General features: G+C 64.8%; 24 protein-coding genes. 9 read left to right on the top strand and 15 right to left on the bottom strand.

The genetic code is table 11. The annotated features are described in order from the left end of the window. Window position 1: 1 nt before the first annotated feature. On the top strand, window positions 2–289 hold the full coding sequence (locus B2W55_RS30995) for a DUF3325 family protein (RefSeq protein ID WP_024583840.1): 288 nt from the start codon (window positions 2–4) through the stop codon (window positions 287–289). A 161-nt stretch (window positions 290–450) separates the two neighbouring features. Here B2W55_RS30995 and B2W55_RS31000 read toward each other — a convergent pair whose 3' ends face one another. From B2W55_RS31000 to B2W55_RS31025, 6 genes are all read right to left on the bottom strand, one after another. Then, window positions 451–1,419, bottom strand: coding sequence for an ABC transporter ATP-binding protein (locus tag B2W55_RS31000; RefSeq protein ID WP_024583839.1), 969 nt, complete (start codon window positions 1,417–1,419; stop codon window positions 451–453). Beyond that, window positions 1,416–2,396, bottom strand: coding sequence for an ABC transporter ATP-binding protein (locus B2W55_RS31005; RefSeq protein ID WP_100555018.1), 981 nt, complete (start codon window positions 2,394–2,396; stop codon window positions 1,416–1,418). Before B2W55_RS31005 ends, B2W55_RS31000 begins: the two co-directional genes overlap by 4 nt. Next, window positions 2,393–3,310, bottom strand: coding sequence for an ABC transporter permease (locus B2W55_RS31010; protein ID WP_024583910.1), 918 nt, complete (start codon window positions 3,308–3,310; stop codon window positions 2,393–2,395). The genes B2W55_RS31005 and B2W55_RS31010 overlap by 4 nt, the downstream gene beginning before the upstream one ends. Beyond that, window positions 3,276–4,232, bottom strand: a complete 957-nt coding sequence (locus B2W55_RS31015; RefSeq protein WP_024583837.1) for an ABC transporter permease — start codon at window positions 4,230–4,232, stop codon at window positions 3,276–3,278. The genes B2W55_RS31010 and B2W55_RS31015 overlap by 35 nt, the downstream gene beginning before the upstream one ends. Before the next feature lie 246 nt (window positions 4,233–4,478). Next, window positions 4,479–6,269, bottom strand: a complete 1,791-nt coding sequence (locus B2W55_RS31020; protein WP_024583836.1) for a peptide ABC transporter substrate-binding protein — start codon at window positions 6,267–6,269, stop codon at window positions 4,479–4,481. A gap of 309 nt (window positions 6,270–6,578) precedes the next feature. Next, entirely contained in the window at window positions 6,579–7,997 is a 1,419-nt protein-coding gene (locus tag B2W55_RS31025) for a M20 family metallopeptidase (protein ID WP_024583835.1), read from the bottom strand. 299 nt (window positions 7,998–8,296) lie between these two features. Between B2W55_RS31025 and B2W55_RS31030 the strand changes: the two genes are divergently transcribed. Beyond that, the gene (locus B2W55_RS31030; protein ID WP_371412415.1) at window positions 8,297–9,535 is read left to right on the top strand and encodes a metallophosphoesterase family protein; all 1,239 of its coding nucleotides are present in this window, start codon (window positions 8,297–8,299) and stop codon (window positions 9,533–9,535) included. Between the two features lie 97 nt (window positions 9,536–9,632). Here the strand turns inward: B2W55_RS31030 and B2W55_RS31035 are convergent, their stop codons facing one another. The 7 genes from B2W55_RS31035 to B2W55_RS31065 all read right to left on the bottom strand — a co-directional run bounded on the left by B2W55_RS31035 (window position 9,633) and on the right by B2W55_RS31065 (window position 15,083). Further along, window positions 9,633–9,845 carry a hypothetical protein gene (locus B2W55_RS31035; protein WP_024583833.1) on the bottom strand — a complete coding sequence of 71 codons (213 nt, stop codon included), beginning with the start codon at window positions 9,843–9,845 and terminating at the stop codon, window positions 9,633–9,635. Between the two features lie 470 nt (window positions 9,846–10,315). After that, the gene (locus tag B2W55_RS31040; RefSeq protein ID WP_024583832.1) at window positions 10,316–10,690 is read right to left on the bottom strand and encodes a response regulator transcription factor; all 375 of its coding nucleotides are present in this window, start codon (window positions 10,688–10,690) and stop codon (window positions 10,316–10,318) included. Beyond that, window positions 10,687–11,553, bottom strand: coding sequence for a S1C family serine protease (locus tag B2W55_RS31045; RefSeq protein ID WP_024583831.1), 867 nt, complete (start codon window positions 11,551–11,553; stop codon window positions 10,687–10,689). Before B2W55_RS31045 ends, B2W55_RS31040 begins: the two co-directional genes overlap by 4 nt. A gap of 104 nt (window positions 11,554–11,657) precedes the next feature. Continuing rightward, window positions 11,658–11,780, bottom strand: coding sequence for a hypothetical protein (locus B2W55_RS31050; RefSeq protein WP_256372049.1), 123 nt, complete (start codon window positions 11,778–11,780; stop codon window positions 11,658–11,660). Window positions 11,781–11,869: 89 nt separating this feature from the next. Further along, window positions 11,870–12,583: a response regulator gene (locus B2W55_RS31055; RefSeq protein ID WP_024583830.1), complete on the bottom strand. Its 714-nt coding sequence runs from the start codon at window positions 12,581–12,583 to the stop codon at window positions 11,870–11,872. Beyond that, window positions 12,576–14,228: a DUF4118 domain-containing protein gene (locus tag B2W55_RS31060; protein WP_145987153.1), complete on the bottom strand. Its 1,653-nt coding sequence runs from the start codon at window positions 14,226–14,228 to the stop codon at window positions 12,576–12,578. The genes B2W55_RS31055 and B2W55_RS31060 overlap by 8 nt, the downstream gene beginning before the upstream one ends. Window positions 14,229–14,483: 255 nt before the next feature. Next, window positions 14,484–15,083: a hypothetical protein gene (locus B2W55_RS31065; protein WP_145987154.1), complete on the bottom strand. Its 600-nt coding sequence runs from the start codon at window positions 15,081–15,083 to the stop codon at window positions 14,484–14,486. 427 nt (window positions 15,084–15,510) lie between these two features. Between B2W55_RS31065 and B2W55_RS31070 the strand changes: the two genes are divergently transcribed. The 4 genes from B2W55_RS31070 to B2W55_RS31085 all read left to right on the top strand — a co-directional run bounded on the left by B2W55_RS31070 (window position 15,511) and on the right by B2W55_RS31085 (window position 18,575). Continuing rightward, the gene (locus B2W55_RS31070; protein ID WP_029879847.1) at window positions 15,511–17,148 is read left to right on the top strand and encodes an outer membrane beta-barrel protein; all 1,638 of its coding nucleotides are present in this window, start codon (window positions 15,511–15,513) and stop codon (window positions 17,146–17,148) included. Window positions 17,149–17,214: 66 nt separating this feature from the next. After that, window positions 17,215–17,961, top strand: coding sequence for an outer membrane protein (locus tag B2W55_RS31075; RefSeq protein WP_024583826.1), 747 nt, complete (start codon window positions 17,215–17,217; stop codon window positions 17,959–17,961). A 17-nt stretch (window positions 17,962–17,978) separates the two neighbouring features. After that, on the top strand, window positions 17,979–18,152 hold the full coding sequence (locus tag B2W55_RS31080; RefSeq protein WP_157817322.1) for a hypothetical protein: 174 nt from the start codon (window positions 17,979–17,981) through the stop codon (window positions 18,150–18,152). Between the two features lie 207 nt (window positions 18,153–18,359). Continuing rightward, a complete protein-coding gene (locus tag B2W55_RS31085) occupies window positions 18,360–18,575 on the top strand; it encodes a hypothetical protein (RefSeq protein WP_024583825.1) in 216 nt (71 codons plus the stop codon). 24 nt (window positions 18,576–18,599) lie between these two features. On the opposite strand, the gene B2W55_RS31090 is transcribed toward B2W55_RS31085, so the two are convergent. Next, window positions 18,600–19,607 (bottom strand): AraC family transcriptional regulator, encoded by a 1,008-nt coding sequence (locus B2W55_RS31090; protein WP_024583824.1) that lies wholly within the window; start codon window positions 19,605–19,607, stop codon window positions 18,600–18,602. A gap of 263 nt (window positions 19,608–19,870) precedes the next feature. Between B2W55_RS31090 and B2W55_RS31095 the strand changes: the two genes are divergently transcribed. Further along, window positions 19,871–20,320 carry a cupin domain-containing protein gene (locus B2W55_RS31095; RefSeq protein ID WP_024583823.1) on the top strand — a complete coding sequence of 150 codons (450 nt, stop codon included), beginning with the start codon at window positions 19,871–19,873 and terminating at the stop codon, window positions 20,318–20,320. Between the two features lie 113 nt (window positions 20,321–20,433). Continuing rightward, window positions 20,434–21,927: a flavin-containing monooxygenase gene (locus tag B2W55_RS31100; RefSeq protein ID WP_024583822.1), complete on the top strand. Its 1,494-nt coding sequence runs from the start codon at window positions 20,434–20,436 to the stop codon at window positions 21,925–21,927. 17 nt (window positions 21,928–21,944) lie between these two features. Here the strand turns inward: B2W55_RS31100 and B2W55_RS31105 are convergent, their stop codons facing one another. After that, window positions 21,945–22,670 (bottom strand): alpha/beta hydrolase, encoded by a 726-nt coding sequence (locus B2W55_RS31105; protein ID WP_024583821.1) that lies wholly within the window; start codon window positions 22,668–22,670, stop codon window positions 21,945–21,947. Between the two features lie 156 nt (window positions 22,671–22,826). Between B2W55_RS31105 and B2W55_RS31110 the strand changes: the two genes are divergently transcribed. Beyond that, complete coding sequence (locus B2W55_RS31110; protein ID WP_024583820.1) at window positions 22,827–23,807, top strand: helix-turn-helix domain-containing protein; 981 nt, start codon at window positions 22,827–22,829, stop codon at window positions 23,805–23,807. Window positions 23,808–23,820: the final 13 nt, after the last annotated feature.

The raw sequence follows: 23,820 nt of genomic DNA on the forward strand, positions 1-23,820 counted from the left end.
GATGAGTCACGTGCTCGCATCCGTGCTTTGTCTGGCGGGTTTTGCCGCGTTGGCGTTTGCCATGCGTCGCCCGCAGCGGGAAATCATCGGCAGGTCGTTGCGGTCGACCACCATACGCGCTCTTCGCGTTGCCGGCGGCTCCGCTCTGATGGCTGCGCTCGGTGTTCTCGTCTCTCGTCAGGGCTTGAGCGTTGGTTTGGTGAGCTTCAGCGGTCATACCAGCATAGCCGCTGGCGTCGTGTATTGCCTGCTCGTCGGATATGCCTGGAGCCATGACCGTACACCCTAGCTTGCGGGCGTGGCGCAAGCTGCTTCGGTGCTTACAGAACTTCGGAATATTAGAAATATACCCCTGAGTTGCCCGACGTGTCAAGCCGCCAGGTCGGACGCCGGCCGCCGCCAGCTGCTTTGCATGGGGTTGTTTTCGATATTTCGGCGCCAGCGAGCAGCCTACGCCAGATGGCACGCCACGAAGTGCCCGTTGCTGCCCTCCCGGAGCTCCGGCGCGGCCTGCCGGCAGCGCTCCTCTGCGATCGGGCATCTGGTGTGGAAGTGGCAGCCCGTGGGCGGGTTCATCGGGCTCGGCACGTCGCCCTTGAGGCGGATGCGGTCGCGCTTGGCCTTGGGGTCGGCGACCGGCACCGCCGACAGCAGCGCCTTGGTGTAGGGATGTTGCGGGTTGCGATAGAGGTCGCTCGCCTTGGCGAGCTCGACGATGCGGCCGAGATACATCACCGCGACGCGATCGGAGATGTGCTCCACGACGGAGAGATCGTGGGCGACGAACAGATAGGTCAGGTTCAACTCGGCCTGGAGGTCCTCGAGCAGGTTGATCACCTGGGCCTGGATCGAGACGTCGAGCGCCGAGACTGGCTCGTCGCACACGATCAGCTTCGGCTCCAGGGTGAGCGCGCGGGCGATCGCGATGCGCTGGCGCTGGCCGCCGGAGAATTCATGCGGATAGCGCCGCATATGCTCGGCCTTCAGCCCGACCTTCACGAGAAGATTGGCGACGCGGTCCTCGCGCTCGCTGGCCGAGGTCACGAGGTTATGGATGATGAAGGGCTCGCCGAGGATCGCGCCCACCGTCATGCGCGGATTGAGCGAGGCGAACGGGTCCTGGAACACGAGCTGCATGTTGCGCCGCATGGCGCGCAGGTCGCCGCCGCCGAGGCCCGTCACGCTCTGGCCGTCGAACACGACCTCGCCCGAGGTCGGCTCGATCAGCCGCAGCACGCAGCGGCCGGTGGTCGACTTGCCGCAGCCGGACTCGCCGACCAGCCCCAGCGTCTCGCCGCGATCGACCGCAAACGACACGCCGTCGACCGCATAGACCTGGCCGACCTCGCGCGACAGCAGGCCGCCCAGCACCGGAAAGTGCTTCTTCAGATTGGACACGCGCAGCAGCGGTTCGCTCATGACGCGTCTCCGAGGTGGCAGGCGATGCGATGGCCGGGCGCGATCTCGCGCAGCCGCGGCTCCTGTTCGGTGCAGATGCTCATGGCGTGCTTGCAGCGGGCGGCAAAGCGGCAGCCGGGCGGCGGATTGATCAGGATCGGCACCGAGCCGCCGATCGCCTCCAGCCGGGTCTTGTGCGCGGCATCGAGATCGATGCGCGGGATCGAGCGGATCAGACCCTGGGTGTAGGGATGGCGCGGGTTGCCGAACAATTCGTCGACCGGCGCCTCCTCGACCACCTTGCCGGCATACATCACCACGACGCGCTGCGCGGTCTCCGCGACCACGCCCATCGCGTGCGTGATCAGCATCACCGCCATGCCGAAGCGCTCCTTCATGTCCTGCAACAGGTCGAGGATCTGCGCCTGGATGGTGACGTCGAGCGCGGTGGTCGGTTCGTCCGCGATCACGAGCTTGGGCCGGCAGGCCAGCGCCATCGCGATCATCACGCGCTGCCGCATGCCGCCGGAGAACTGGTGCGGATAGTGGTGCACGCGACCCTCGGCGTTCGGGATCTGCACCAGCTTCAGCATCTCGATGGTGCGCTCCAGCGCCTGCTTCCTGGTCACCGCCTCGTGGCGGCGCAGGCTCTCGGCGATCTGCTCGCCGATCGTCAGCACCGGGTTGAGCGAGGTCATCGGCTCCTGGAAGATGAAGCCGATCTCCTTGGCCCTGATGTCGTCGAGCTCGCGGCTCGACAACGGCACCAGATCGCGGCCCTCGAACATGATCTCGCCTTCGACGATCTTGCCCGGCGGCATCGCGATCAGCTTGAGGATCGACATCGCGGTGACGGTCTTGCCGCAACCGGATTCGCCGACCACGCACAGCGTTTCACCGCGGTTGATCGAAATGTCGACACCGTCGACCGCCTGCAACACGCCGGCGTCGGTCGTGAAATGGGTTTTCAGGCCCTTGATGTCGAGCAGCGCCATCAAATCACCTTGCGGGCATCGAGCGCGTCGCGCAGCCCGTCGCCAATGAAATTGATCGCGACGACAGCGATGAAGATCGCGCCGCCGGGAAACAGCGCCCAATGCGGGCCGATGTCGAGAAAGTCCTTGGCGTCATAGAGGATGCGGCCCCAGGTCGGGGTATCCGGCGGGAAGCCGAGGCCGAGGAACGACAGCGTCGATTCCGCGATGATCGCCGCGGCGACGTCGATCGTGCCGGCGATGATGACGGGGCCGAGCGCGTTGGGCAGGATATGGCGTACCACCTGCCGCACCGGGCTGGCGCCGAGCGCGCGCGCGGCCTCGACGAACTCCTTCTCGCGCAGCGACAGGAACTGGGCGCGCACCAGACGCGCGACCGGCATCCAGCGCAGGCCGCCGATCACCAGCACGATCAGGATGAAGATGCCGCCTTCCGGGCCGAACATCGCCTTGAGCCCGTCGCGGAACAGATAGATCAGCATCAACAGCAGCGGCAGTTGCGGCAGCGACAGGAACAGGTCGGTCAGCCACATCAGCGCGTAGCCGAGCGGACCCCGCGACATCCCGGCGAGCGCGCCGATCAGCGTGCCGACGAACACCGAGACCAGCATCGCGGCGAGGCCGACCGCGAGCGAGATGCGCCCGCCATAGATCATGCGCGCGAGCAGATCCTGGCCGAGATCGTCGGTGCCGAACGGATGCGCCAGCGAGGGACCCTGCAGTCCCGCCACCACGTCGATATCGCTGATCGAGACGCGCCAGACGAACGGACCGATCACGACAGCCGCGATCAGCAGCAGCAGCAGCACGGCGCTGACCACGGCTGGCCTGTGCCGGCGGTAGCGCCGCCAGGTTTCGCGCCAGGGCGAATAGCCGCGCCGTTCAGCGGAAGGAGATGCGAGGGTCAAGCCAGCCATAGAGGACATCTGCGATCAGGTTGAACAGCACCACGAGACACGCGAAGACGAAGGTCACGGCCATCACGACCGGCGTATCGTTGGCGAGGATGGATGAAATCAGCAGCGAGCCGATGCCCGGAATCCGGAAGATCTGCTCGGTGACGATGGCACCGCCGAACACGGCGGGCATTTGCAGCGCGATCAGAGTGACGACCGGGATCATCGCATTGCGCATCACATGCTTGACGATCACTTTGGTTTGCCCGAGACCCTTGGCGCGCGCGGTGGTGACATAGTCGAGCCGGATCACGTCGAGCATCGCCGAGCGCACGAAGCGGGTCATCGACGCCGCCTGGAACAGGCCGAGCACCATCACCGGCATGATGGCCTGCCGGATCATCTCCAGCGCCCATTTGATCCCGCTGCCCGGCACGCTGGTGTAGACGAAGGGCAGCCAGTCCAGCTTCACCGAGAACACCAGGATGAACAGGATCCCGGTAAAGAAGGTCGGCAGCGAGAAGCCGATGAAGGCGAAGGTGTTGGCGAGCTGGTCGAACAGCGAATAGGGCCGGGTCGCGGCATAGACGCCGACCGGAATCGCGATCAAGAGCGCCAGCAGCTGCGACGAGCCGACCACGTAAAGCGTGGTCGGCAGCCGCTGCATGATCAGCGTGTCGACATTGATCCGGCTGACAAAGGAGAAGCCCCAGTCGCCCTGCACCATCGCCGCGAGCCAGTGCAGGTAGCGGAGATAGATCGGGTCGTCGAGGCCGAACTTGGCGCGCAGTGCGGCCTGCACCTCGGGCGGCACGTTCGGATTGGTCGCGAGCTCGCTGAACGGATCGCCCGGCGCGAGCGCCAGCACGACGAATAGCACGACCGAAATCCCGAGCAGGCTCGGGATCGCGATCATCAGGCGGCGCAGGATATATTGACTCATGAACGGATCATCTGACTAACGCTCGCAACTGGATCAGGAGATTTGTGTCGAACTGAAATGCGACCTCGGACTCGCCCCGCCCCGCCCCGCGTGCGGGGAGAGGTCGGAACGCATCGCCAGATGCGCTCCGGGTGAGGGGACACTCCGCGAACTTACCTCTCGACGCACTCGCGGATAGAGCCCTCACCCCAACCCTCTCCCCGCAACAACGGGCAGAGGGAGGAGCACACATCGAGCCTTCACGGCTCAGCTTTCACGATACCAGTCTTGCAGATTGTCGGTTTGGTTGGCCCAGCCCGAGAGCGCTGGCCGCAGCGTGTTGGAGGAGGCCTCGACCGCCAGGCGGTGCATCACGGGGATCATCACATTGTCCTGCCACATCAGGTCATTACCCTTGATGTAGAGGTCGGCCCGCTTGATCGGATCGGTCTCGGTATCGGCCGCGTCGATCGCGGCATCGAATTCCTTGTTGGCCCAGCGCGGGAAGTTCGGCCCCTGCCACTTGTTATCCTTGGTGGCGATGTTGCGCGAGTGGTAGCGGCGCATGTGCAGGGCGGGATCGGGCTGGACCATCGGGATCTGGAACATCTCGATGTCGGCGTAGAAATGGGCGTAGGTGTCGGGGTTGGCGACGTCGGAGGAGAAGAACACCGAGGCCACCACCGATTTCAGCTCGACGTCGATGCCGGCCTTCTGGCAGGCCTGCTTGACGATGGCCTGGGTCTTCTGCCGCGGCCCGTTGATCGAGGTCTGGTAGAGCAGCTTGAACTTCTTGCCGTCCTTCTCGCGGATGCCGTCGGAACCGACCTTCCAGCCGGCCTCATCGAGCAGCGCGGCTGCCTTCTCGATCGAGAACTCCCATTTGGTGTTCTTGGAGACGAACTCCTCGGGGCCGTTGAGATAGTTGGCGGTGGTGCGGCCGGCACGGCCATAGATCGCCTTCTTGACGGAGTCGCGGTCGACCAACAGCGCCAGCGCCTGACGTACCTTCGGATCCGACAGGATCGGATGCTTCGTCTTGATCGACGAGCGCTCGCCGTCGATTTCGGTGTTGGGGTCCGTGAAGTTGATCGCAATGAACTCGATGTCGCCTCCGACCGCGAACAGCGCCTTGCCCTTGCCGCCCTTTTCCAGGCGCTGAAGCACTTCGTCTTCGACCTGGATGTTCCAGGCGAAATCATACTCGCCGGTCTGGATCACCGCGCGCGCCGCCGAGACGGCATCGCCGCCGCCCTTCATCTCGATCGTGTCGAAGAACGGACGGTTGGCCATATGATAGTCGGGATTGAGTTCGCCGCGGATCAGATCGCCCGGCTTGAACTCGACGAATTTGTAGGGGCCGGTGCCAACGGGCTTCAGATTGTTGGGCGCCTCGCGGGACTTGCCGCCCTTGTAGTCCGCGAACAGATGCTTCGGAATGATGCTGCCATAGCCCCCGACAAAGGCGTTGGCCCAGAACGGTGTCGGCTTCTTGAAGTTGATGCGGATCGTGAGGTCGTCGATCTTCTCGACGGTCAGGCCGCTGTAGGTTTCGATCGATACGGCCGCGGTCGCGGGGTCGCTGGCATATTCCCAGGTGAAGACGACGTCGTCGGCGCTGAGCGGCTTGCCGTCATGCCATTTGACCCCGGGTTTGAGTTTCCAGGTCACCGATTTGGCGTCGGCGGACAGGCCGCCGTTCTGGATCGAGGGAATCTCGGCGGCGAGGATCGGATTGAGATGGCCGTCGACGTCCCAACTCGCCAGCGGCTCGTAGAAGATGCGCGAGCCGTCCTGGTCCTTGGTGCCGGTGGCGAAGTGCGGGTTGAGCAGGGTCGGGCCCTGCCACCACAACAGCTTGAGCGGACCGCCGCCGCCGCGCTTGGTCGGCTTGTAGGGGTTGGGGCTTTGGGCCATCGCGACGCCGCCGAGGCTGAGGATCTGGTTCGCCATCGGCGCGGTGAGGCCGACCGCAATCATTCGCTTGACGAAGGCGCGGCGATCCAGCCGCCCGTCCTTCACGTCGTCGATCATGCCTCGCAGATTATTGTCGAACATTGTCCCCTCGGTCCGGCTCAAATGGTAGCGCGGCGGGCCGTGGAAGGCGGCCGCCGCGTTGGCGGCAGATGGCACACCGAATGAACGCCGAGGTCAACGGCCGCCGCGCCGCAGGGCATAGGTCTTTTGGCTATCGCTTGTGCAAAATCGTTCGCGACCGCACATCGGTTCGGCATTTCGCTGCAAAACGACGCTTCTGCGTACCTCAAAACTGCGAAATATTTGTTCGTTATCCTTTGTTCCGAGATGGTTTTTCCCGCGTGCCGGACTTTGCCCATCGGGAGCAGGTCCGGCACGCAATTTCGATCCTCAGGCAATCGACATATCCAACGGCGGTGCAACATTCGCCGGCAGCGGACTGACATAGGGCGTTCTTGTGGTCCGCTTCTTGAGGTCGGCCTTGGCGGCGGCGATCAGCTCCGGCTCCAGCAGCGCCTTGACACCGAGGCCAGCCATCGCCTTGGCGGCCTGCACCATCGCCTTGTGCGCGGCCGGCGTCTTGCCCTGCGCCACAACCTGCCAGGTGTGGAACGGGGTGCCGATTGCAACCGTCGGTGCATGGACCTGCACGGTCGGCACCACCCAGCTGACGTCGCCGACATCGGTCGAGCCGACCAGCGGATTGCGCTTGGCGTCGATCGGCACCAGGAAATCCGCCAGCGGCCGGTCGGTCGGCTCCATGCCGATCGCGTAATACACCGAGGCGATGTCCTTGTCGGTCAGGGTGGCGCGGATCCTGCCGGCGAAATCCTTGTCGGCATCGTCGAAGTGCGGCGGGCCGAGATCCTCCATGATTCGGTGCAGCGTCTGTTCCAGCGGCGTGTTGGGCAGGATGTTGGAGACCGCGGAGATGATCTTCATCTCGACCTTGGTCTCGGTCATCAGCGCTGCGCCCTGCGCGATCTTGTGCACGCGCTCGACCAGTTCGTTCATCCCGGGCAGGTCGCGGGCGCGGATCGAATAGCGCACCCGGGCGTGGGCCTGCACCACGTTGGGCGCGATGCCGCCGGTGTCGAGCAGGGCGTAATGCACCCGGGCATCGCTCGGCATGTGCTCGCGCATGTAGTTGACGCCGACATTCATCAATTCCACCGCATCGAGCGCGCTGCGGCCGAGATGCGGCGAGGCCGCCGCGTGCGAGGTCCGCCCGGTGAAGATGAAATCGGCGCGGGTGTTGGCGAGCGACGGCGTCACAGCGACTTCCCAGAAGCTGTGCGGATGCCAGGTGATGGCGATGTCGGCGTCCTCGAAGGCGCCACAGCGCACCATGAAGGCTTTGGCCGCGCCGCCTTCCTCGGCGGGGCAGCCGTAATAGCGCACCCGGCCCGGCACCTTGTTGGCGGCCAGCCAGTCCTTCACGGCGGTCGCGGCAAGCAGCGCCGAGGAGCCGAGCAGATTGTGGCCGCAGCCATGGCCATGGCCGCCGGTTTCGACCGGGCGATGCTCGGCAATGCCGGCTTCCTGGCTGAGGCCGGGCAGGGCGTCATACTCGCCGAGGAAGGCGATCACGGGGCCGCCTTCGCCCCATTCGCCCATCACCGCGGTCGGAATGTCGGCGATGTTCTCGGTGATGCGGAACCCCTGATGGCGCAGCTCGGCCAGATGTTCGGCGGAGGAGCGCGCCTCGGTGTAGCAGACCTCGGGCATCGCCCAGACCCGGTCGCTCAATTCGATGAAGCGCGGCTTGATGGTGTCGACGCCACGCCAGACATCACTACGGTTGTCCATTTGCTCCGGTCCCTCAACTAAGGCAATCTGAAGCGCGAAAGGCTAGCAGCTTGGCATGATGTCGCCTAGCGCAGGCCGGCAGATCAGCTGTTCCGCAACGTCACGTCTCGGTGTGGTCTTCTCCCGATCATGGCATGGTCATCGCATGACGCGCCGCCTCGCGATACAATCAACCGATGAGTGATCCAATTCGATCTCTGCTGCCGAGAAGCTCGGGCCATCAGTTCGTGATCTATGCCGATGCCTGCTCGGGCGTTCCCGGTGCGCTGCATGAACGCACCTTCGCTTCGGTGAACGACGTGGTCCGCAGGCTGCATCCTGCGCCCGAATTCATTCTCTTCCCCGGCGACGAGATCATCGGCCTCACGGCGGATGCCGATGCGTTGCGCGCGCAATGGCGGCATTGGTTCGGGGTCGAAATGGCCTGGCTCGACCGGCGCGTGGTGCCGCTGTGGCACACGACCGGCAACCACACCACCTATGACGCGATGAGCGAGGCAGTGTTTCGCGAGGTGCTGAAGCTGCCGCGCAACGGGCCACCTGGTCAGGAGGGGCTGTCCTACTGGGTCCGCCGCGACGATCTCGTGATGGTGTTCGTGCACACGCTGTGGAGCGGGCTGGGCGGCGAGGGGCATGTCGAGACCGACTGGCTGGCAGCGGTCCTCGAACAGCACGCGGATGCCAGGTACAAGCTCGTGCTGGGGCATCATCCGGTCTACCCGATCAACGGCTACAGCGGCGCCTATCAGCGCGAGATCGGCCACGAATACGGCGAACGCTTCTGGGACATCCTGGTGCGCCATGACGTGACCGCCTATCTGTGCAGCCACATCCTCGCCTTCGACGTTCAGGTCCATCGCGGCGTCTTGCAGATCTGCACGGCGGGCGCGGGCACCGCGCACCGGATGCCCGAAGGCGTCGAGTATCTGCATTGCGTGCAGGCGGCGCTCGATCAGCACGGCTTGCGCTATCAGGTGCTCGATACCGAAGGCGTCGTGCGCGAGCAGCTCGCATGGCCGCTGCCGTCTCTCGACCAGGCTGCGCGGTCGCCGCTGCCGCGAGGACCCGGTCCCGCCCTTCTGTCGGGCACGCCGGCGCCCGCGACCGTCATTGCGTTGAAGCTGTCGGGCCGCACGGCCGCTGACATCGCCGCGCCGCAAACGCTGCTGTGCACGCCCGCGCCGGGGATGATCGCGCCGCTCTGGCTCGGATTGCGCGGACCGAACCAGACGCTCACCCTGATCCTCGGGCGTGAGCACGGGCGCAGTCCGCATTACTGGATCGGTCCGGATCTCGGCGCCGACAGCGACTTCGCGCTCGACATCGCCTTCTACCCGGACATGGGACCGGGCGGCGTGCTGTGGCGACGCAGCGGTGACACGCGCTGGACGTCCTGCACCGCCATTTCGGCGACCGGGCTCGAGCGCCTGTCGTGGCCCGCGGTCTGGAGTGTCGGGTGCGGAGAGAATGGACAGGACGACAGGCGATATGCCGGCGCCCGGCTCGACGTCGCCGCTGCGGTCGTCGCGCTGTCCTGAGGCATCCCCGCAACAAACGTGGAGCGCGCTTGCTGAGCGTTCAAGCGCCAATAGCGAACCTAAGCGGGATGATGTTTCAATCCAGTCGGATCGCGCGTCAGTCGGGTTCTTCCGGCCTGTCCCGCCCGGCGCCCTTCAGTTCCCGGTCGATGAGCATGCACACCCGGCGCTGCGCCAGCAGATCGAGCCGCGCGCGCGTGGTGCCTCGCTTGGTCTTGCCGTTGATGTCGAACGACCAACTCCAAAGGTCGGGTTCGATGTTGGTGAGCGTGTATTCGATGTCTCGATGACGAAAGATCAGCTGCTTCATGCCGTTTCTTTTTGTGAGCTGATGACTGCATAGCCAGATGGCGGAGCCATCTGTATCCGGTCGACTACTTACGCATTTGGTCTAAGCCGTCCGTCCGCGAAACGGAATTTTCGCAATCAATGATTTGGATTCAGACGATTCATGTCGCGAGAATGCGAAGCCGGTCAGGCCGGGCGATGACACCGCGTGCCTGGTGTCTTGAATACCGATGTTCGACATCTTGAATCGAGAACCATCCTCATCGTCGTCCTGGCTAAAGCCGGGACCCCATTACCCCGACTGCGCATGGTGGCGCGATGTTGGGGCCGCGATCGCTTTGACAATGCAATGCGGTGGTTATGGTTCCTGGCTTTCGCCAGGACGACGAGTGGTGGGCCCCGCCTGCAACCCGCCAAGATCTCTGCATTCGCGGGGATGATATCGCGAGGGACCTTCAATCTTCCCACCTGTGGAGAGACCTTCACCCACCTTCACAAATTGATCACCCCACGCCGCGCCGCATGGGCGACGGCGTCGGTGCGGCCGGTGGCGTCGAGCTTGTCGAGCAGCGAGCCGACATGAAATTTGGCGGTGTGGACCGAGATCCCGAGCCGCTGCGCGATCACCTTGTTGGAAGCGCCTTCGGCGAGCAGCGCCAGCACGTCGAGTTCGCGCGGCGTCAGCTCGAAATCGCTGCCGCCTGCGGCCTCGCGGTTGCGGGCGACGATCGCAGCCGCGGGCTGCTCGCCCGGCGCGGCAAGTCGTAGGCCGGCGACGCTGCCGAGCAGGGTCGCCAGCCGGTCGGCCAGTACGGGATCGTCGATCTCGATCGCGATCACGATGTCGGAGGCAGGCTCATCACTCACGTCTCGGGCCTTTCACCGACCGTCACCTTGAAGTTCATCGGCTCACCGCCGCGATGCACGGTGAGCTCGACAATGCTGCCGACGCTCTGCGGCCCGAGGCCGCGCGACAGCGCCCGCACTCCCGACAGTTTCTCCCCGTTGACGGCGATGATGACATCGCCCTGGTGGATGCCGGCGGCGGCCGAGGGGCCGGCCTTGTCGACATTCATCACCATCGCGCCGAGGCCGTCATCGAGCCGGACCGGTTGCAACCCGACGCCGAGATATCCGCGCGCGATGCGGCCGCTCGTCTCGAGCTGGGCCGCGACCCGCTCGATGGTCGCGGCCGGGATCGTCAGCACGCGGCGCGGCCCGAGCACGGCCATGCCGAACGCCTCGCCGGCGGCATTCAGCGCCAGCCCACCCTGCTGGCTGTGCCGCAGTCGGATGTCGAGCTCGATCCGTGCGTCGATCTCGCCGCCGCGCAGGCTGCGCCAGGCCGGGCCCGACCGCGAGACCATGCCAAGCCGCGCGGTCGGCGCGCCACGGTCGGCGGCGACGACCACCGCGAGCGATCCCAACGCCGGGACGCCGGTCGACAGCTTGATTGGGGCGGCGTTGCCGTCGACGCGCAGCAGCGCGATGTCGGTGGTGTGGTCGCGTCCGGCAACGGTCGCTGCCTTGCGATTGCCGTCGGCGAACTGGATCTCAACCTCGCCCTCGTCGGCCAGCGCCTCGTCGGCAGTGACGATCAGGCCCGCCTTCCAGACAAAGCCGGAGGCGCGCGCGCGATGCGAATGCACCGAGACGACCGCGGGCGCGGCCCGCGCAATGGTCTCTGAAAGGGCTGTTGACAGCGAGGCGAAGCTGGTTGGTTCGGTCATGGGAAACTCCGTTGGCTTCCCTCAATCTGGGATGTCGCGGCTGGCGGCGAAACTGGCCGGTTGGGCAGGGCCGGGACCGGGAAAGGTCGCGAACGCCGAACCGCTCAGCCCCGACCACCGGTCTTCCAGCCAACTAAAGCAAAGGTTGCCACGAGCGCGACCACGATCAGCATCCAGTACTGACCTTCGACCCCGAAAATGTGAAACGGTTGAATCAGGAACTGCACTGCCTGCCCCTTTGGCGGGCAAGCTAAGGCGTTCTGCGCCGGAAATATATTATTATTCTATATATTCCGAGCGGTGAACGTCAGAACGCTCAACCGGCGACGCTGGTTTCCAGCCGGTTCTCCAGCCGATAGCCCACCCCGGATTCGGTCACCAGCAGGCGAGGCTGATTGGGGTCGGCCTCGATCTTCTGGCGGAGCTTGCGCACCAGGATGCGCAGATACTGGATGTTGTCGCGCTGGTTGCCGGTCCAGATCTCCTTCAGCAGCTGATCGTGGGTCACCACCAGGCCGACATGGATTGCCAGCACGTGCAGCAGGCGATACTCCTTGCGTGTCAGCTTGATCCTGGCCTGGTTGAGCGAGACGGCCCGGCTGACCAGATCGACGGACAGCGGGCCAACCACGACGACGGGATTCTCGGTGGCGCTCTTGAAGTAGCGGCGCAAGGCGGCATCGCTGCGCGCCAGCAGCTCGGCCATCCCGAACGGCTTGACGACATAGTCGTCTGCGCCCGCCTGCAGCAGGCGAACCTTCTCGTCCTCGTTGCTCTCGACCGAGAGCACGATCACCGGAACATTGGACCAGGAGCGCAGCCGTTCCAGCGTTTCGCTGCCGTGCAGGTCGGGGAGGCCGAGATCGAGGATGACGAGGTCGGGGGCGTTGAAAGTCGCGATCTTCAAGCCGTCGGCGGCGTTCTCGGCCTCGACGACCGAAAAGCCGTGCAGCTCGAAACCGGCGCGCAGGAAGCGCCGGATCTTCGGCTCGTCATCGATCAGCAGGACAAGATTGCGCGGCTTACTCATCGTCTGACGTCACCAGTTCCGGATCCATGGCTCGTGGTGCCGGTAGCAAGATCGATGCCGTCGTCCCGAGGCCCTGGCCGCGGCTTGCGATTTCCACGGTGCCGTCATGCGCGTTGATGAAGGTCGATGCGATCCAGAAGCCCAGCCCCGAGCCGGGAACGCTGGTCCGGTGGCGTGGGCTGCGGAACGACTTGCGGCCGAGCTCGCGCTGTTCATCAGGAGTGACGCCGACGCCCTGGTCGATGATCGATATCACGACGCGTCCGGGCTCACGCCTGGTCTGCACAGAAATCGTCGAGCCGGATGGCGAGTATTTGGCGGCATTTTCCAGCAGCTGGCCGCAGGCCTCCTCGATCAGACCGGAATCGACATTGAGCAACGGGAGATCATCGTCGAATCCGACCTCGATACGGTGTGCCAAAAGGCGGCGTGCCCGGGTCTTGAGTGCGGCGTCGACGATGTCGCGCGGATCGGACCATTGGAGGCGCGGTGTCAGTCCGCCGGCCGTCACGCGCGTGGCGTTCAGGAGATTGCGGATGTGGCCGTCGAGCCGGACCACCTCATCCGAAACGGCCTCGATCAGCGAGCGCAGCCTGGCGTCGGCCGCGGTCGCCGGCATATCCCTGATGACGCTCACCGATCCTTGGATGGCGGCGAGTGGCGAGCATAGCTCGTGCGAGAGCGTGCCGTGGAAGGCGTCGCGCAGCAGTTCGGCCTGCAAGTGCAGCCTGGCGTCGTCCATCGCCTTGCCGATATCGAGCCGTTGCAGCGTCCACGAGACCTCCTCGAGCACCGCCTCGATCCGGCGTGCGCGCAGGTTGATCGCATCGCGCGTGCCGCGCCCGGCATTGATCGCGATGACGCCATGCACCGCGGTCTTCGATCCGATGGCGCGGAGCAGCCATACGTCCTGGGTCGCCTCATCGACGATGCTGCGATCCATCGCACTGAGCTTCGTCGTCATCGCCGCCACGCACTGCTGGATAGATGGCGGCGCCGCTGCCGATCCCGGCGAGGACTCGAAATGGCCGTCGGCGGATGCCACGTACAGCGCGGCGCGATGGCCAAGCGTGCGCGCCAGATAGTGCCTGACGGCGTCGATCAGATCGGAGATGGTGAAGCAGGCGGCGAGGCGCTTGGAGAACTCATAGAGATGTTGCATCTCCCGCTCACGACGCCGCAACCGTTCGGTTTCCTGCCGCAGGCGCGACGCCAGGTTGCTGCTCGCCAGCGCGACGACAAGGAATACCAGCAGGTCGATCGCCTCCTGCGGATTGTCGACCCGAAGGCTGTAAAGCGGCGTGAAAAAGAAGAAGTCGGCGGCGGCGATCGCTGTCAGCGATGCCAGCGTGCCCGACCAGATGCCCCATTTTGTGGCCGCAAAGATCACCGGGATCAGATAGGCGATCGGCACCAGGTTTGCGGCGATCGGCTCGTCGAGCACGAACAGGATCGCGGTGATGATGGCGATCGATCCGACCGACCACAGCAGGGGCAGGACGTCGGTCCATGCGAGTGATCGCGGCTCCCGGTCGAAGCCGGGCGTGAACATCTCCGCTTCGGTGCGGCGCACGCGGATGTCGGCGAGCCGTTGAAACAGGGGCAGCGAATAGATCAAGGATTTTGCCTTCGTAGAGAAAGACACCGGAAGATCCCCGTCGCAGCCCTTCCGGCCCGCACGAAATCCGCCCCGGCAACATCCGATGGGAGCGCTGAAAATGCGGGCCCAGGGCCGTCAGAACGGCGCATGTCCGCGCGAAATCCTCAACGATCGGCCGTCGGTTGCTGCTCCGATGTCACCAACTACCCAGCGATCCGAGCATTCCCCAGGAACGGATAGAAAATCCATGTTGTTGCAGCGAGCGAGAAATATAAAAGTAATAGCCGACGCGCGGCAGCCCTAGCGCTGGCCGGGCAGGGTGGCATCGTCCGATTTCTGCAACATCTCGCCGACATAGTTGAGCGCGAGCCGTTCTCCCGCGAGCTCCGGCCTGGACGTACGGTAGAGGCCCAACTCACCGGTCTGGCTCGCCCGCGGCGTCAGCTTGGCGATCGCGGCAGCGCTGAAATATTTCGGCGGGTAGAGATAGAAGTCCATCAGCGGCGTTTGCGACCCGCCGGGCTGCCGCTTCAGCACGGCAAGCGCGCGTGCGCCGGCCTCCGGATACAGCGCGGTCCAGCCGGCAAAGCTGCTCGCCAATATCTCAAGCGACAGGATCGCCGTCGCGATCTCGGCGAAGCCCTGGTTGGACTTCTTGGCGCTCCGGGTCGTCGAGGCCTTGCGCAGCCGCTGCCTGAACTCGTGGTGGCGTTCGATGAACGGCCCGAGCCGCGCTCGCCACAGCATGTCGGGCAGGCAGGCATAGCCGTGGATGTCGTGATAGCTCTCGATCAGGTTGCGGCTCTGCGCCGTGAGATCGGCCGGCAGGAAACTCAGATCGATGTCGTCGATCTCTTCGTTGAGACCGACATCGTTTGCACAGTTCGTAACGTTTGCCACGATGCGCAGCGCTCCGTCTCGCTTGAAGCGAATGATTTCGCTTGGTGCGGCGAGACTAACGAAGGGCCGCATATATCTTCGATGGAGGTGCGCGGCGATTTCCATAGCAATAAAATAGCGTGCGCATCGGCTCGGAACGGCGTCGGTCCCGTTATTGCGGAAATGACACAGCTGGCCGCAAATCTCTCGCAGCGCAGCGCGAGAGTTTTGCAGAACGTCACGGTTTTCGCCGGGTTCTTGAGCAAGCACGTAAGCAAATGACGCTTCCGCACGCACGCGACGCGAAGATGATCGTTCCGGCTATTTTATCTTAATGAAAGCGCGCGGAGACCCGTATCGCCTTTTTCTCAACGCCCCACGAAAGATTACACAGACGTTACACGCGAGAGCGCTCGAAGCGTCGGTAGCAATAGCTTGGGGCATCATCATGAAGAGACTGTTTTTGGCGGGCGTATCGTTGGCGGCGGTGAGCCTGCTCAACGCGGCACACGCGGCCGACGCCAATCCACCTTTGTTGAAGGCGCCGTCGTCGTCGACGTGCGATCCCTACAAGAATTACTCCTGCCTCGACGGTTATCTCGGCAGCGATTTCTTCACCCGGTTCGTGAACTACTACCGGCTGGAGTGGGGACACGACGCTGCTCCTTCGGATCCCAAGGCGCCGCCCGGCCGCCGCGACTATTGGCCTGCGACGCCGCAGAGCACGCCGCCGATGCCGTTCACCGAATGGCCCTATGGCGGTTCGACCAGCATCGGCGTGACGCGGCCGAGCTCGATCGACAGCCCGCTGATGGCGGCGCTCGGCACCACGCCTGCGGGACAGTGGATGAACGACGCGCACATCCAGGTCTACGGCTGGATCAATGCCGGCGGCAATCTGAGCTCGAACAGCGTACGCGGCGGCAACGCGCCCGCGGCCTATGACTACAATCCGAACACCGTCCAGCTCGACCAGGCGGTGCTCTATATCGAGCGGCTGCCCGATACGGTGCAGAAGGATCACGTCGACTGGGGCTTCCGCATCGCGCCGATCTACGGCGAGAACTACCGCTACACGACGGCATACGGCCTGTGGAGCAACCAGCTCCTGAACCAGAACAAGAACTACGGCTACGACCTGCCGATGGCCTATGGCGAGGTGTTCATTCCGCAGATCGCGGAAGGCCTGCTGCTGCGGTTCGGCCGCTTCATCTCGATTCCCGACATCGAAGCGCAGCTCGCGCCGAACAACTACATGTATACGCATTCGATGACGTATACGTTCGACAACTACACCAATACCGGCCTACAGAGCACGCTGGCAGTCACCAAGAACTGGATGCTGCAATTGGGCGTGTCGGTCGGCAGCGACACCATGCCGTGGAACGCCGGCGCCAGGATCGCAAACCCGTTCCCCAATCCGCTGTTCCCCGGCACCACCATGCTGAAGGATCCCGGCGCGGTGCCGAGCATCACCGGCGGCGTGCGCTGGACCAGCGATTCCGGCAACGACAGCGTCTACGTGGTCGCCGACGCGATCAACAGCGGCACCTGGGGCTACAACAATCTGCAATGGTACGGCCTGACCGCGTACCACAAGTTCAACGACCAGTGGCACATCTCGTTCGAGACCTACAATCTGCACCAGAACAACGTGCTGAACGCCAACAATCCGGCGGCGATGGCCGCCTACAATGCGGGTGGCACGCCGTTCTCGCCGCAATACCTGCCGTTCAACGCGCCGGGTCTCGCCCAGTGCAGCAGCGCTGCGGTGTTCGCCTGCACGGCGTCGGTGCAGACCTATCTCGCCTACCTGAACTACAAGGCCTCGCCGCTCGACAACATCTCGTATCGTATCGAGTTCTATGACGACAAGCAGGGCCAGCGCACCGGCGTCAAGACGCGCTATGTCGAGACCGGCATCGGCTGGCAGCACTGGTTCTCGCCGCAGATCGAGATCCGGCCCGAGGTCTCCTACTACAAGTCACTCGATGCCAATGCGTTCAACGGCAATTCCAATCTCGGCATCGCCCCGACCAAGAATTTCGCTCTGATCGGCTCGGCGGACATCATCATTCACTTCTGACGCACGAGCGTACCCGGCCGACAGAGGCCAGCCGGGTGCGGCGTCAACCAGGGACAGGGGAACACCATGAAACGAATTCTTCTCGCATCCGCGGCGCTCGCGACGATGCTGGCGGCCGGCTCGCCGGCACACGGCGCCGACCTTCCGCTCTATACCAAAGTGCCTGCGGTCGCGGCGCCGGCATATGATTGGTCGGGCTTCTATGTCGGCGTGTTCGGCGGCGGCGGGTTCGGCAACCACAATCTCAACAACGCGCTCGGCCCGGCCGGCGCCGCCAACTACACGATCAACTATTCGTCGACCGGCGGAATCGCCGGCGGCGAGATTGGCTACAATGTGCAGAGCGGCAGCATCGTGGTCGGTGTCGAGGCCGACGGCTTCTGGTCCGGCATCAAGGGCAGTGATGTCGATCAGTTCAATGCCGGGACGTTGCCGATCGCATCTGTCGATGCGACCAACCTGCGCGACGGCTTCACGGTCCGTGCCCGCGGCGGCATTGCCGTCGACCGCTTGCTGCTGTTCTTCACCGGCGGCTGGGCCTATGGCGAATTCCAGCACACCAACACCGACCCGGTGTTCGGCATCGATCAGTTCTCGGCCAATCGCAGCGGCCTGACCGCGGGCGGCGGCCTCGCTTATGCGATCACCAACAACCTGATCGGCAAGTTCGAGTATCGCTACTACGACTTCGGCCGATACGAGCGAGCGGCGCCGCTGAATGCGCAGATTCCCTACACCGTCGACAACACCTACTCGGTCGTGACGCTCGGCCTCGACTACAAGTTCGGCGGGCCGGTGGTCGCGAAGTACTGAGTGGGGAGGAGGACGGTATGACAGTCGCGAGGTTCAAGCGGGCGTTATTGCGCAGCATCGTGGTTGCAGGTCTTTGCGCCGCGGTTGCCGGCTGCGCCAGTGAGGTGACAGTCCCGGCGACCGATGGCCCCGCCGGCAATCACATGCGCTACTATGGCGGGCCGAAATCCCCGATGTGGTCGGGCCAATAGGTGTCCGAATTGTTCTTGATCGGATTCTGTCGGGTGCCGCTTCCTTGATCGACGCAACAGGCTGTCCAAAAAATCGGCAGCTGATGATTATTGTTGCGGTTCGGCGGATTTGGGAACAGCATCGCTCCTCATTAACGAGACGCCGGGCAGAGGCGTCGTTCGGAAACGCCTATTGCTATTCGGTGTCTCAGCCTCTTGGAGGGTGCGATGCTGAAGTCTGTTGTCACTCTGATCGGCATTCTTGCGATGACCGGGTTGCTGGCGCCGGTCGCCCACGCCGGCGCCTCCGCCAGCGCGCCATCGAAATACGCACAGCGTTCGCAGCAGGTGACGAGCGTGCAGATGGTCCGGCAGGCCAAGCGGACCGACCCGCCGATCACGGAGTTTTCGGCACAGGCAAAGACGGCGCCGTTTCACCGCTAGCCACCGATCGTCACGCGGATCGGCTCAGCTCAGCCGCTGCAAGGTCGCCTTCGGGCTCTCGCCGAACTTGGCGCGATAGGCGCTGGCCATCCGGCTCAGATGGGTGAAGCCGAGGTCGAAGGCAATGTCGACGATGCGTTCGCCGGGCCGCGCCGTCGTGAGGCGCGCGTTGAGATGCGCGAGCCGGATATCGAGCAGCATCTCGGAGACGGTGGTGCCAAAATGGCGGCGGAAGCCGAGTTGCAGCGCGCGGATGCCGGTGCCGGCGATCTCCGCGAGCTCGGCGAGATCCAGCGGCTCGGTCGCGCGGGTTTCCAGATAGGCCCGCACCCGCTTCAGCGCCGCCGGCTGGGCTTCGGTGCGGCCGTTGAAGACATCGATCGCCGAACTAAGGCTATGGCGCTGGCCATCGAGCAGGACGTTGAGAAACGACTCGCGCCAATCGGCCGACGCTACCGCGGACAAAGTCTTGCGGGTCCCGAGTTGCTCGGCCGTCGTCACGAGTTGCTCGATCCGGGCCGAGAGCGCCTGGCCGAGCGGCCCGTTCAGCTCGACGGCCGGATCGAACTCGATCGGCCGGACCGCCACGCCGCCGAGCGCGGCGGCGCGGTGCTCCACCAGCTTACGGTCGAGCAGCAGGATGAGCTGGGCGCAGTCGTCGCGCCACGTCATTTCGGTCGGAATGGTCGGCGACAGCAGCGAGGCAATGTGTCGAGGCCCGGTGGTGAGCTCGCGCGCGGCGGTCCGCACCGAGGCAGATCCGCACAGTGGAATCTGCAAAAGAAAGAACCGATCGAGGCAACCGGGATTGATCGCGACCGATCCGCCATACGCGACATAGTTAACCGAGAAGCCATCGAAGCCGGCGCAATTGTGGTGCGCGGAGAAATCGCGTTCGGAATGATCGACCGGCGTCAGATCGTGCGGACAGAAGATGCGGCCGATCGCTTCGGCCGCGTCGTCGACGCGCGCCGTCGCAACGCGCGCAAAATCCTTGAGCCTTGCCGAAACCTCGTTGCCAACAGCAGTCACGCCGGCCGTCCGGAGTTGTTTGAGGTCTAAAATATTGGCGAGCCTAGAGCATTCGCCGGCAAAGGGGAACGCTGTTTCGTCGCGCAAACTGCCCGATCTGAGCGCAGGCGGCTGCGGTGGCATTGGGCAGCAATCAGCCGGCTCGGTGCTCCCGCATTGCAGCATGATCGCGCCGGCCGCGGATTCGTTTATCGGCTAGACAGCCCTGCCGGCCGGCGACAGGCTCCGTGTCCGCACTGCACATCAACACTGGAGAGGCTGACATGGGCACGCTCGAGAAAGGCATTACCCGCACCGGCACCGGCTACGGCGGCAAGAGCTGGAATATCCTGGGCCAGGTCTACTATCCGAAGGCGGTCACCGACTCGACCTTCGCGTTCGAGACCAACAGCGATCCCGGCCAGTTCGTGCCGGTGCACATCCATCCGACCCAGGAGGAGTTCATCCTGGTGCAGGAAGGCGTGCTCGACCTCAAGCTCGACGGCGTCTGGGTGCAGGCCAAGGCCGGCGACCTCGTGCGTCTGCCGCGCGGCATTCCGCATGGCTATTTCAACAAGTCCGACAAGCCGGCACGCGCGCTGTTCTGGGTGTCGCCGATGCAGAAGCTCGAGGCGCTGTTCGAGAAGCTCGACAATCTGCAGGACCCCGCCGAGGTGGTGCGGATCTCCGCCGAGCACGAGGTGGATTTCCTGCCGCCGGAAGCCAACGACTAGCGCAGCAAACGACATCATCGCGCGCGAGGTGAATCGCCGGAGCTGGCTCCGGCGATGACGGGGACGCGTGCGCCGACGAAATTGGATCTGTTCATTCAACGCGGAGCGGTTTCATGGTCAAGCAGAAGCATGTGTGCGTGATCGGCGCCGGCATTTCCGGGCTCGCCGCCGGCAAGGCCTTTGTCGGGCGCGGCCACAAGGTGACCATCATCGAGCGCAGCGGCGACCTCGGCGGGGTTTGGGAGCCGGCGCGCTCCTATCCAGATGTGCAAACCCAGAGCCCGAAGGAACTCTATCGTTACACCGACAAGGCGATGCCGGAGGCCTATCCGGAATGGCCGAAGGGCCCCCAGGTCCATGCTTACTTGCGTGACTATGCGCGCAGCCACGGGCTCGACGGCGCGATGCGGTTCGACACCAAGGTCGAGGGCATGGCTCGCCGCGCCGATGGCAGGCCGGGCTGGACGCTGACGCTGCGCTCGACCGACGGCGCCACCGGCCACGAGGATTTCGACTTCGTCGCTGTCTGCACCGGGCAATTCAATGAGCCGCAGACCCTGCCGCTGGCGGGCGAGGACGGCTTCAAGGCGCAGGGCGGCATGGTCCTGCACTCTTCGCAATACAGCGATCCGGCGTTGGCCAAGGGACGCAGGGTCGTTGTGCTCGGCGGCTCCAAATCGGCGACCGACATCGCGGTGAACGCGGTCAATTCGGGCGCCAGCGAAGTCACCATCGTGTTTCGCGAGCCGGTCTGGCGGATTCCCTATTTTGTCGGCGGCCTCGTCAACTTCAAGCGCATCCTCTACATCCGCGCGCAGGAGCAGATGTTCGCGAGCTGGGGCATCGGTCCGTTGGCGCGCCTCGCGCATGTCGTCGCAAAGCCGTTCGTCTGGGCGAACTGGCGCGGGCTCGAGAGCATGCTGAAGATGCAGCTCAAGCTGAAGCAGTGCGGCATGGTGCCGAAGGAGCGGATCGAGGACGGCGTCAACTGCTCGGTGCCGATCGCAACCCCCGGCTTCTATCCGATGGTGGCCGACGGCCGCATCAAGGCGGTGCAGGGCACCTTCGACCATTACGAGGGCAACACCATCGTGACGAGCGGCGGCCAGCAGGTCGCGGCCGACGTGGCGGTGCTCGCGATCGGCTACAAGCTCGGTGTGCCGTTCCTGCCCGAGGAGTACCAGAAGAAGCTGGTGGAAGCCGATGGGCAGTACCGGCTCTACCGGCTGATCGCCAACCCCGATCTGCCCGACATGGGCTTCGTCGGTTTCAATTCGAGCTTCTGCACCGTACTGTGCGCTGATCTCGCCGCGAACTGGCTGGTGCGATATGCCGACGGGCAGCTCGCGCGGCAGCCGAGCGCGGCCGAGATGCACGACAACATCGCGATGATGCTGAACTTCAAGCGCGTCGAGCGGCCGGCAGCGGGCGTCTATGGCGGGCTGTGCGTCGCGCCCTACCACTTCAAGCATTTCGACGAGCTGCTCGCGGACATCGGCACCAGGGCTTCGCGCCGCAACCCGCTCGTCGAGAAGTTCACGCCACCGGACGCGGATGCCTATGCGCGCTTCCTCGCCACCGCGCCGGAGTACAAGGCGGTGGCGTAGCCACTGCCACGGAAGACCTAGTCGCGGCCGGCATCCAGGAAGGCCTGCGCCAGTCGCTGCGGATTGGAGAAGCACAGCTCGTGGCTGCCCGGCACCTGGACCAGGCGGAACAGCCCGAGCTTCTGCGACAGCCGCGGATGCCAGGGCAGGCCGTGCGGCATCGCGGTGTCCTCCGTGCAGTTGACGTAGGATTTCGCGATCGGCATGTCGGCCGGATTGGTCCGTAGCGTGATCTTGTCCTGGAAGGTCTTGAGCGGGTGCGGATTCAGCTTGTCGTAGGCGCGCTGCGCGAGCTCGAGATCGGCGTCGTTGATGAAGGCCTCGCGCCAGACCGGGAACGGCAGCACCACCGAGCCGTCGCCGCGCTCGGCATGGATGGCGTCGAACAGGCCGACATAGTGCGGCGGCACCATGTCGTTGAGGCACTCGCCATTGTTCGGCACGAACGCGTTCCAATAGACCAACCGGCGGATGCGATCCCCCGCTGCGTCGGCAACGCCGGTGATGACCATGCCGCCATAGCTGTGACCGACCAGCACGATGTCCTTGAGGTCATGCTCGGCAAGATAATCCACGATCGACTGGATCGCCTCGGCAAGCCCGGAGTCCTTGCTGTCGCCGGGGCGGTTACCCCTGATGGTCGGCGTGTGAACGACGTGACCGGACCTGCGGATGATCGCGGCAACCGGCTCGAACTCGGCGCCGGTGTGCCAGGCGCCATGGACGAGAACATAGGTCGACATGTTGTACCTCCCTGCGTGGTTTGGTTAGATCGGTCGCGGCGTCCCGGATTGCCCCGGGATGCGCGCGGGTTTCCCTGCGGTTCCTGATGGATATTGACCCGGACCCCGGGAACGCGCTTGGCTGTGACCGAACCGGATTGGGCTCGGAGTGAACTGATGCAGCAAATCGCCGCCGCGGATCGCTCGCGCGGGCTGAGCTGGGATACCGCGGACACCAGGCCGGGTGAGCAATTCGCCTATTATCGCGAGGCGATCTGCCAGGCCTTCATGAACCTGACGCCGGAGCCGCCGGCGACGCCCGGATTCCTGGCCCGGGTCGAGACCGTTGGGCTCGGCAATGGCGCGGTCAACCGGGTCAGCTTTCCCGAGCATGTGGTGCGGCGCTCGACCGCCGACATCGCCTCATCCAGCCGGCGCTGCTACTACCTCAATCTCAAGCTCGCCGGCCGCTGCCGCATCCAGCAGGCGGGGCGCGAGATCGGCCTGTCGCCGGGCCAGGTCGGAATCTTCGACAGCGGGCAGCGCTTCGCGCTGCTGCACGATCGCGGCCCCGCGCTCCAGGTCGCCTCGTTCTGGGTGCCGGCCGAGGCGCTGGATGAACGGCTGCCGTCAACGCCGGATGTCGCGCCGGCGCGGGTGTCGGATGATCCGTTCGTCGGTCACCTCATCGCCGAGACCGCGCAGGTGCTGAATGCGTCGGCGCTCCGCGCTTCGGACGCGGACAATGCACGGCTGTTCGGCGTGCTGCTCGACCTCGTCGCACTCAGCCTGTCGCGCAGCAGCCGCGCCGGCGTTGCCGAAAGCGCGGGTCTTGCCGATGCGACCTGGCTCGCGTTGCGCCGTGCCGTGGATCGCAGGCTGCGCGAGCCTGGTCTGGGCGTCGCCGCCATCGCGGCCGCGATCGGCATCAGCGAGCGCTATGTCCACAAGCTGTTCGAGCGGGCCGGCACCACATTCGCCAGCTATCTGATGGATCGTCGCCTCGACGGCGCGGCGCGCGACCTGAAGGACCCGGCGGTCGCCGGGCGCGCGATCGGCGACATCGCATTCGGCTGGGGCTTCTCCGACCTGTCGCACTTCACCCGGCGCTTCAGGCATCGCTTCGGCTGCACGCCGCGCGACTGGCGTCGCGGTTGAGCAACGTTCGGAA

This window comes from Bradyrhizobium sp. UBA2491 (assembly GCF_002341725.1).
Lineage (GTDB): Bacteria > Pseudomonadota > Alphaproteobacteria > Rhizobiales > Xanthobacteraceae > Bradyrhizobium.

Excerpts from the sequence above, each read along its gene's own strand:
- B2W55_RS30995 (WP_024583840.1), top strand. The coding sequence starts at position 2 with ATGAGTCACGTGCTCGCATCCGTGCTTTGTCTGGCGGGTTTTGCCGCG.
- B2W55_RS31000 (WP_024583839.1), bottom strand. The coding sequence starts at position 1,419 with ATGAGCGAACCGCTGCTGCGCGTGTCCAATCTGAAGAAGCACTTTCCG.
- B2W55_RS31010 (WP_024583910.1), bottom strand. The coding sequence starts at position 3,310 with ATGGCTGGCTTGACCCTCGCATCTCCTTCCGCTGAACGGCGCGGCTAT.
- B2W55_RS31015 (WP_024583837.1), bottom strand. The coding sequence starts at position 4,232 with ATGAGTCAATATATCCTGCGCCGCCTGATGATCGCGATCCCGAGCCTG.
- B2W55_RS31020 (WP_024583836.1), bottom strand. The coding sequence starts at position 6,269 with ATGTTCGACAATAATCTGCGAGGCATGATCGACGACGTGAAGGACGGG.
- B2W55_RS31025 (WP_024583835.1), bottom strand. The coding sequence starts at position 7,997 with ATGGACAACCGTAGTGATGTCTGGCGTGGCGTCGACACCATCAAGCCG.
- B2W55_RS31035 (WP_024583833.1), bottom strand. The coding sequence starts at position 9,845 with ATGAAGCAGCTGATCTTTCGTCATCGAGACATCGAATACACGCTCACC.
- B2W55_RS31045 (WP_024583831.1), bottom strand. The coding sequence starts at position 11,553 with ATGACCGAACCAACCAGCTTCGCCTCGCTGTCAACAGCCCTTTCAGAG.
- B2W55_RS31055 (WP_024583830.1), bottom strand. The coding sequence starts at position 12,583 with ATGAGTAAGCCGCGCAATCTTGTCCTGCTGATCGATGACGAGCCGAAG.
- B2W55_RS31070 (WP_029879847.1), top strand. The coding sequence starts at position 15,511 with ATGAAGAGACTGTTTTTGGCGGGCGTATCGTTGGCGGCGGTGAGCCTG.
- B2W55_RS31075 (WP_024583826.1), top strand. The coding sequence starts at position 17,215 with ATGAAACGAATTCTTCTCGCATCCGCGGCGCTCGCGACGATGCTGGCG.
- B2W55_RS31080 (WP_157817322.1), top strand. The coding sequence starts at position 17,979 with ATGACAGTCGCGAGGTTCAAGCGGGCGTTATTGCGCAGCATCGTGGTT.
- B2W55_RS31085 (WP_024583825.1), top strand. The coding sequence starts at position 18,360 with ATGCTGAAGTCTGTTGTCACTCTGATCGGCATTCTTGCGATGACCGGG.
- B2W55_RS31095 (WP_024583823.1), top strand. The coding sequence starts at position 19,871 with ATGGGCACGCTCGAGAAAGGCATTACCCGCACCGGCACCGGCTACGGC.
- B2W55_RS31100 (WP_024583822.1), top strand. The coding sequence starts at position 20,434 with ATGGTCAAGCAGAAGCATGTGTGCGTGATCGGCGCCGGCATTTCCGGG.
- B2W55_RS31105 (WP_024583821.1), bottom strand. The coding sequence starts at position 22,670 with ATGTCGACCTATGTTCTCGTCCATGGCGCCTGGCACACCGGCGCCGAG.
- B2W55_RS31110 (WP_024583820.1), top strand. The coding sequence starts at position 22,827 with ATGCAGCAAATCGCCGCCGCGGATCGCTCGCGCGGGCTGAGCTGGGAT.